The organism is Crocosphaera sp. Alani8 (assembly GCF_038442745.1).
In the GTDB taxonomy this organism is placed as follows: domain Bacteria; phylum Cyanobacteriota; class Cyanobacteriia; order Cyanobacteriales; family Microcystaceae; genus Crocosphaera.
The window spans coordinates 1-4,283 of record NZ_JARVCN010000272.1 but is presented as its reverse complement, the minus strand read 5'-3'; the positions used below and the strand labels follow the sequence as shown (position 1 = coordinate 4,283).

Below are 4,283 nucleotides of genomic sequence, written 5' to 3'. Positions count from 1 at the left end.
ATCATTTTAAACAGATTTTTTCCAGGCTTTTTTCTAACATTCAACATTTCTGGCCCTCAACCTTTTCAAAACTACCTAAGATATTTGAGGCAAGACTTACTAAATCTGAAGCTCCGCCTTGAGAATGGCAAGTATCGATAATAAAAAGGATTTGAGCAATTTTTACTTTTTTATTCATTAATGGATAAACTAGCTCTTCTGTAGCGAAAGCAGTTTGATATTCTCGATTTGGGACTGTTTGCTTTAAGGCAAGATAATGCTTATTATCTTTTTGCTGTTTAGGACTTAATCCGTGACCAGAATAGTAAAAGACAACAATATCGTTTTCTTGGCGTTCTTCTTTCTCTAACCAATCAGCGAATGAATCTGCTTTATAGTCAGTAAATTTTTGTTTATCAGGATTAATATCTAACGAGAGTAAAACTCTTTCATATCCAAATTTTTCGGTGAACAACTTAGTAATCCGTTCAATATCTTCTCTTACATAATCTAACGGCTCATAATTATCATAGTCACTAGTTCCACAGGCTATTAAATAATAACGATTTTTTCTTCCCATATTGAAATAGTTCTATTAACCACCCTGTAAACCATCTTTAATTGCTTTACCAGCTTGTTCTGTAGTTAAATACCTGGAAGCATTATGAGCATTAGCTCCATTGTCAATAAGTTTATCATGAATTGAACCTTCAAAAAAAGGGTCTAGTTTTTTTTCTAGGGCCACAATATCTTTGGCATCAGCAATGTTTACCCATGTTTTAATACCTTTTGGTCTTAAACCAATTCCATTCTTTGGTGAAGGCTCTAGGCGGTCAAAAATTATTCTTTTAATTCCCAAAGGTGAACCAAGACTTATATAAACTTTTATCGGTAAACCCGGATTTTGACAAAGTAGCTCATAACAAACAACTGAACCAAGGGAATGTCCAATTAAAACCCTAGTATCGTCAGCAATTTCGTCTAAAACCCTCTTTTTGATTTCTTCTCTTTTTTCTGGATTGTGGAGATAGGTTTTAACCTGTTTGACAAAATTAATCACTACCTTTTCTGGTACATTTCCGAACAAAGGTGAGCCACTGACTACATTTAAAGCTCTTTGTATGCCAATTATTACTCCTTTCTTCTTTTTAGCATCTGATTCATTATCAGCTTGTTTTAAGGCAATTGCTTCTTGACTCAAATCAAACAAAAATTCTTCTTCCCAACCTGCTTCGATGTCATCTAAATCATAATCTGGAATATTATCACCTTCTGACTTACCCTTTCCCCGAAAAATATCACCATAAAAGGCACATCTAAATTCATCTTCTGAATCTAAAACGAAATCTGCTCGTTCTAGACCGTCCTGAAGTGCTGGATACCACTCAGAATATATAGTGTGACTTCCTCTATATTGCTGATTAATGCCATGAACGGCAACAATTTTTGCCATGTTTAATGACTTTTCCTTATTTGACTAAGTATATAATAACTGTAGGCGACATTCAAGTGTGGGTAACAGTTTTGCCAAATAGCCACTCCTTGAATAGAACATTCGCTCTAAATAGTAGTCAATTATAATTGGAGAGAATTGTGTAAATGTGTGAGTTAATTAGTGAAATCATCGGTTTGTAGGTTCCGTTTCAAAAAGTTCCAAGAACTACATTTGCCCTGTTCTAACTTTTTAAGCAGCAATTTCAAAGAGGGACTCAATAAATTCTTTTTGAGACAGACTGTCCCCTTTACTAACATTTTTTACCTGTCCTTTTCTTATCATGTGTATCGTTTCAATTCCTCTGATTCTCCTCCATACTGTATAAAATGACTTAGATACTAGAGATGCTTTTATGATTCTTTTCATTCCTCTATGGTCTTCCTCTATTAGATTATTCAAGTATTTAATTCGTCTTAATTCAATCTCCTGGCATTAGGACTACCTTGGCATTCCTATCTGAGCGATGATCAGAAATTTTTAAATTTTGTCCAACTACTTAGAACCTAATTCGTGATGTCAGAAAAACTCTCTAACGATAATGCTGAAGCGATAATAGCAAAATTTGAAGAGCTAGAACAGTTAGGGGAAAAACCTTTCGAGTTCAAAGTTAAGTTATTACAAATTGCTAAAGAACTAGATCTTTCTTTAGAGGAAATCCAAATTCTTTGGGAGCATTATTCTCAAGTAAATCAAGAAGTTTATTCTTCTAAAAAATGGTTAAATTACAGCTGGCTTTGCTTGAAAAAATTAAGACAAACTATTATGTTTCTAGGACAGTTTAGTCTATTATTCGGAGTCATTATTTTTGTCTTAGATGCCGAAAAAAGAGAAAAGGCCTCTCGCAATCAATCTTGGCAAGTAGTTAATAATATAGACCCAGAAAAAATCAATGCTAGTGCTGGAAGAATTGAAGCTCTAGAATCCTTGAACAAAGGCTGTGAACAAGAACAAAGACCTCCCAAATTTATTTCGATAAATGGATGGCAAACTTGGAGAAATTTACCCATTATTCAAGGATTTTATGCCAATTGTATTAATCTAAATAAACTTAACTTAAAAGGGGCTAACTTATCTCCAATTCAGTTGCCTTGGTCTCAACTAAAAGAAGTAACTTTAATCGAAGCTAATTTGGAAAATGCCAATCTTCAAGGGGCAGAACTAAGCAATTCGATGTTATCAAAAGTACAATTATCAGGAGCTAATTTAGAAGACTCAGATTTAAGTTCTTCATCCTTAATTGAAGCTCAAATGAAAGGCACAAAGTTAAGAAATACCAATCTGTTGAAAGCTCATTTAATGGGGGCTGACTTAACCGGAGCAGATTTAAGAGGAGCTAACTTAATTGATGCCAATTTAAACGGGGCTAATTTAACTCGTGTTATCTTTGATCGCCAAACCCAGCCCTTTGATAAAATCAAAGATTATTTACCAGATCAGGGAGCTTACTTTATTGATTTTAAAGAAAAGACAAAAGCTGACTTAGAAAAAGCTGATTTAAGACAAGTTGATTTGAGTGAAACCAACCTAGAAGAAGCTAACTTAAGAGGAGCTAATTTAGGACAAGCTGACTTAAAAGGCTCTAATCTGTTTACAGCTATTTTAGAGAGAGCCAACTTAAGAAGCACAAATTTTCAGCAAGCCCTCTTAAATGAAGAGACCCAATTTCAGCAAGCTATTTATGATGAAAAAATGGAGAAAACCTTTCCACGCAAATGGAGAGAAAAATTAAGAAAAACTGCTTATAAAATCCAAGAAAATGCTCAATTAAACCAAGCTTACTTAGTGAAAGCTTATTTAAGAGATGCCAATTTGAAAAGAGCCAATTTAAGGTCAGCTAATCTGAGCTTTGCTGACTTAAGAAATGCTGATTTAACAGGAGCCGATTTGACGGGAGCTAATCTCACTTCGGTACTTTATGATGTGGGAACAAGATTTTCTGAACAATTTAGACCAATGTTCCAAAAATCCGCTTATAATCTTGATGTTGGTAGTCAATTGATAAGAGCTAATTTAGGAGAACTTGACTTAGAAAATGTCAATTTAGTTCAAGCCAATCTTCAAGGAGCAAATCTTCAAGGAACTAATCTCAGACAAGGTATGTTATTTAAAGCCAACTTAGAAAATGCTAACTTAGAAAATGCCAATTTAATTGATGCTGATTTAAACCAAGCCAATCTTAAAAATGCTATTTTAAAACAAGCCAATCTTGAGGGCGCAAATTTGCAAGGAGCCACGGGACTAACTCCAGAACAAGTTAAACAGGGAAAATCTTGGGAAAAGGCAATTTACTCTCCAGATTTTTTAAGAAAATTAGGATTAAAAGTCACTCCTTAGTTGGTAAATCTGCTGTGTCATTGACTATCAATTTTCTCAACTTTTGTAAAGATTTTTAGTGTGTTTCTACCCAACTCACTCTTGCCGTCAAGGACATCAACTGCTCTAGCCTGCCTTATTCATGAATAAAAAACAACTACTCAATGGACTAAAAATAGCCTTTAGCGACTACACTTATCAACACACCAATTTGATGAAATATTACCTTTCTCTGTTAGGGGTAGAATTAGAGAACCCTTGCGAAGAACGAATCTGGGCTGAAGCTCAGAGATTGCTGAGACAACACCAGCTTATTGCTGAAAGAACCTTAATAGACTGGGAGTGGTTAGCCCAACAAAAAGAAAACCAAACATCAGATCTAGGTAAAAAACGCTAGTTAATGTTTTGCCTTTTATTGGACATAATAATAATAACAATGCCACTGGTTCTAACGGTTTTAGTTGAAATATTTATGTAGTGTTACGGTAGCCGTTCA

Annotated in this window: 5 protein-coding genes; 2 read left to right on the top strand and 3 right to left on the bottom strand. The window is 34.4% G+C overall.

Translation table 11 applies throughout. The features are described from left to right. Positions 1–40 precede the first annotated feature (40 nt). The 3 genes from P9B04_RS15445 to P9B04_RS25200 all read right to left on the bottom strand — a co-directional run bounded on the left by P9B04_RS15445 (position 41) and on the right by P9B04_RS25200 (position 1,897). Complete coding sequence (locus tag P9B04_RS15445; protein ID WP_342055880.1) at positions 41–559, bottom strand: caspase family protein; 519 nt, start codon at positions 557–559, stop codon at positions 41–43. Between the two features lie 15 nt (positions 560–574). Further along, positions 575–1,432, bottom strand: coding sequence for a hypothetical protein (locus P9B04_RS15440; RefSeq protein WP_342055879.1), 858 nt, complete (start codon positions 1,430–1,432; stop codon positions 575–577). A 231-nt stretch (positions 1,433–1,663) separates the two neighbouring features. Beyond that, positions 1,664–1,897 (bottom strand): DDE-type integrase/transposase/recombinase, encoded by a 234-nt coding sequence (locus P9B04_RS25200; protein ID WP_446718011.1) that lies wholly within the window; start codon positions 1,895–1,897, stop codon positions 1,664–1,666. A 90-nt stretch (positions 1,898–1,987) separates the two neighbouring features. Between P9B04_RS25200 and P9B04_RS15435 the strand changes: the two genes are divergently transcribed. Beyond that, complete coding sequence (locus tag P9B04_RS15435; RefSeq protein WP_342055878.1) at positions 1,988–3,808, top strand: pentapeptide repeat-containing protein; 1,821 nt, start codon at positions 1,988–1,990, stop codon at positions 3,806–3,808. A 121-nt stretch (positions 3,809–3,929) separates the two neighbouring features. After that, positions 3,930–4,184, top strand: coding sequence for a hypothetical protein (locus tag P9B04_RS15430; RefSeq protein WP_342055389.1), 255 nt, complete (start codon positions 3,930–3,932; stop codon positions 4,182–4,184). The last annotated feature ends 99 nt before the right edge of the window (positions 4,185–4,283 follow it).